This window comes from Moorena sp. SIO1F2 (assembly GCF_010672755.1).
In the GTDB taxonomy this organism is placed as follows: Bacteria; Cyanobacteriota; Cyanobacteriia; order Cyanobacteriales; family Coleofasciculaceae; genus Moorena.
On the sequence record NZ_JAAHFV010000547.1, the window covers coordinates 1 to 2,860 of the forward strand.

6 protein-coding genes are annotated in these 2,860 nt (G+C 40.3%); 1 reads left to right on the forward strand and 5 read right to left on the reverse strand.

The genetic code is table 11. The annotated features are described in order from the left end of the window. A partial coding sequence (locus tag F6J94_RS32485) for a hypothetical protein (protein ID WP_293047799.1) occupies positions 1-180 on the forward strand: 180 nt, incomplete at its 5' end. A gap of 185 nt (positions 181-365) precedes the next feature. Here F6J94_RS32485 and F6J94_RS32490 read toward each other — a convergent pair. The 5 genes from F6J94_RS32490 to F6J94_RS32510 all read right to left on the reverse strand — a co-directional run bounded on the left by F6J94_RS32490 (position 366) and on the right by F6J94_RS32510 (position 2,155). Next, positions 366-629, reverse strand: a complete 264-nt coding sequence (locus tag F6J94_RS32490; protein WP_293047800.1) for a hypothetical protein — start codon at positions 627-629, stop codon at positions 366-368. After that, the gene (locus F6J94_RS32495; RefSeq protein ID WP_293047801.1) at positions 626-856 is read right to left on the reverse strand and encodes a hypothetical protein; all 231 of its coding nucleotides are present in this window, start codon (positions 854-856) and stop codon (positions 626-628) included. The genes F6J94_RS32490 and F6J94_RS32495 overlap by 4 nt, the downstream gene beginning before the upstream one ends. Further along, on the reverse strand, positions 825-1,025 hold the full coding sequence (locus tag F6J94_RS32500) for a hypothetical protein (RefSeq protein WP_293047803.1): 201 nt from the start codon (positions 1,023-1,025) through the stop codon (positions 825-827). The genes F6J94_RS32495 and F6J94_RS32500 overlap by 32 nt, the downstream gene beginning before the upstream one ends. A gap of 289 nt (positions 1,026-1,314) precedes the next feature. Then, the gene (locus F6J94_RS32505) at positions 1,315-1,530 is read right to left on the reverse strand and encodes a hypothetical protein (RefSeq protein ID WP_293047804.1); all 216 of its coding nucleotides are present in this window, start codon (positions 1,528-1,530) and stop codon (positions 1,315-1,317) included. A gap of 400 nt (positions 1,531-1,930) precedes the next feature. Further along, complete coding sequence (locus F6J94_RS32510) at positions 1,931-2,155, reverse strand: hypothetical protein (RefSeq protein WP_293047805.1); 225 nt, start codon at positions 2,153-2,155, stop codon at positions 1,931-1,933. Positions 2,156-2,860: the final 705 nt, after the last annotated feature.

Here is a 2,860-nt window from a genome sequence, read left to right on the forward strand (position 1 = left end):
TCCTTTGTCAGTGGCTTTATTAAGCATACCCTCACACTACCCCTGAAGTTTTTTGAATCCCGCCAGGTGGGGGACATCCTAACCCGAGTCCAGGAAACTGGACTCGGGAAGCGTTTCATGAGCCAAAAATGCGACAATACACAGATTTTGCTGTTGCTTAGGCGATCGCTAATCTTGTAGGGTGGGCAAATGGACATGATCACTGTTGAAATGGTCAAATTCTCATTATTTGCCCACCAAACACCTCTTACAGTGCGTACGCTGATCTTGTAGTCAGATAGGTGGACAAAATTTTAGTCTTTGATTATAAATTATTCCCAATTTGCCCACCCGACAAAAGCGAGCGCCACTCCTTAAGCTCTAATTTATCCAAAAAACGCCTCATACTTATCATGACTACCGATCCAAAACCATGTAACCTGATCCTTTTCCAAAATTCCAATAGCACGATAGTTTTTAGTAATTCTAACTGACCAAATATCCTCATCACGATTAATACATTTAAAATGTAGGGAAGGATGAAAAGGATTATTTGACCATAACTGATAAGCTTTTTTTGCTGCTTGACGGACTTCTAAAGGAAGATCATAATAGTTTGACCAAAAAGATGGTAAGGTAGCAGACTTCATAACTGATCATAATCCATTGCTTGCCCCTGTCCTTGAGCAATTTGTTGTTTCGCAAGTCTCGCTACTTCTACTAACTTAGTTTGTGTTTTCCGAAAAGATTCATCCCACTGTAATTCATCTTCAATATCAGCAATATATTCCCGTAAATGCTCAATAACTCGCTCCTGCTGTGCCTCAGGTAGAGATTCTATAATTTTAACAACGGTTGCTATATTTTCCCTTGACATTGTTGCTGTAAATAGTACGATTTAATGGGGATACTTGAATAATAACACCGATGGGGATATCTTGTAGGGTGGGCAAATGGACATGATCACTGTTGAAATTGTCAAATGTATAGAATTTGCCCACCCTACCCCTCAAGGTCTTGATCTTGTAGGGTGGGCAAATGGACATGATCACTGTTGAAATGGTCAAATTCTGATTATTTGCCCACCCTACCCCTCAAGGTCTTGATCTTGTAGGGTGGGCAAATGGACATGATCACTGTTGAAATGGTCAAATGTATAGAATTTGCCCACCCTACCCCTGCTTTTTGATTGGGGGTTGGATTAAGTCGCCACTTGTCAGTTCTTATGATTTTGGCTGACGTTTTTACGCTTCCTAACAAACTCTATTACAGTTAATATTTTAGCAGACAAAAGATAATACGACAAGATAACAATAATGTCCCCGACTTCGATAACTAAATGGGTTGCTCCTTAACCCCCTCCATCCTAGAGAGGTGGGGGAATGCGTAGCTTGTTTCTTCAAACAAGGATAAGTTAAAGCATTCACTAAGATATTTCAGCGCAGGTCGGGGGTGATTGGCTTCTGCTTCTGCCATGGCAGCTTCCCCTTGCCTGATCGCTTCTGGGTCTACCGACTCATCTTGTGCTAATTCTTGAGCTAATTCTTGCAAACGCGATCGCTTTTAGCGGAAGCGAAGCTTCATCGCATCCAGAACATTGCAGCACTGAGATACCGTGAATTATTTTCCTGGCATTCACCCATGCTTAACCTATGCTCACCTTCACCAGAATACATTCCACACTATCCACAGCAGCTTCCACAGTCAAAACCAAAAAAAATAGCCGTGGAAAATACTTCCACGACTACAAAAGTAAACCAATTCAAGGCAATGACTACAAATGTAAACCAATTTAAGGCAATGTATCACCCACTGATTAATTCTATTTACGAGGAATTTAGGCTAAACCCCTCGGTGGCTCTTACCCCCCCATAACAAGGAATAGTACACAACCAATAAACTAGTCTTAACTGTGGCACTAGGGGGAAGACCCCCCAGCTAGGTTATGAGCTTAATCCAGAATCAGATTGCGCTGCAAAATACAAATGTATTCCCCAGGATTGTAAGTCCGTTGGAGTGGACTCCACTCGCTGACTGTGGCATAGCCCAGAGTCTGCAAATTCCTGATCGTAATGTAAATCGCCCGCTTAGAACCAGTCAAAGTATGTTTAATTGGTTCTTGGTAGGGATAAAATCCATGGGAACCCGGAATAATTAGTTCACTAGATTGATTCAAAAAAGGTGAAACAATAAAATTGGTGTACATCGCCTTAAAATTAGTCCGTTAGTGTTCATTAATCATTGAAACACTTAAATTTACTTTATGCAAGTTATTTAAATTATTGTAATATTTCTTAATCATTTAAATTTTGGTAACACTAATAATTATAAAGTCTGGATTTGTAGGTAACAGGGAATCGGGAATCGGGAATCGGGAATCGGGAATCGGGAATCGGGAGTAGGTAATAAACGATATTGGATTTTTGTTGTCGAAAACAGTATTTTTTAAAAAATTAAGTGAAAAATTATAGCTCTATTTGACAGAGTTATTTAATAGAGTTAGGATAAGCTAGGATAGCAAAAGTGTTGAACGTCGGTTCAGGCAAGAAGCAAGTTTTGAGAATTGGGGCTAATTATTATAGCGGTTATCCTATAGCGTTTCTAATAGTAATTAAGTAAACAGGCTCTCCTACTCCCTACTCCCTACTCCCTACTCCCTACTCCCTACTCCCTACTCCCTACTCCCTACTCCCTACTCCCTACTCCCTACTCCCTTTCCTTAATATGAACATTACTATTAAAATCCCAGAGCTAAGCTTAGAAGGAATTGACTTGAATAGACTAGATCGGGTACGCTTACAAACAGCGGTGGAAGCCGAATTATCCCGTTTGCTTAAGGTGAAGGGACTACCTCGAAATTGGCAAGATACTACCAATATTA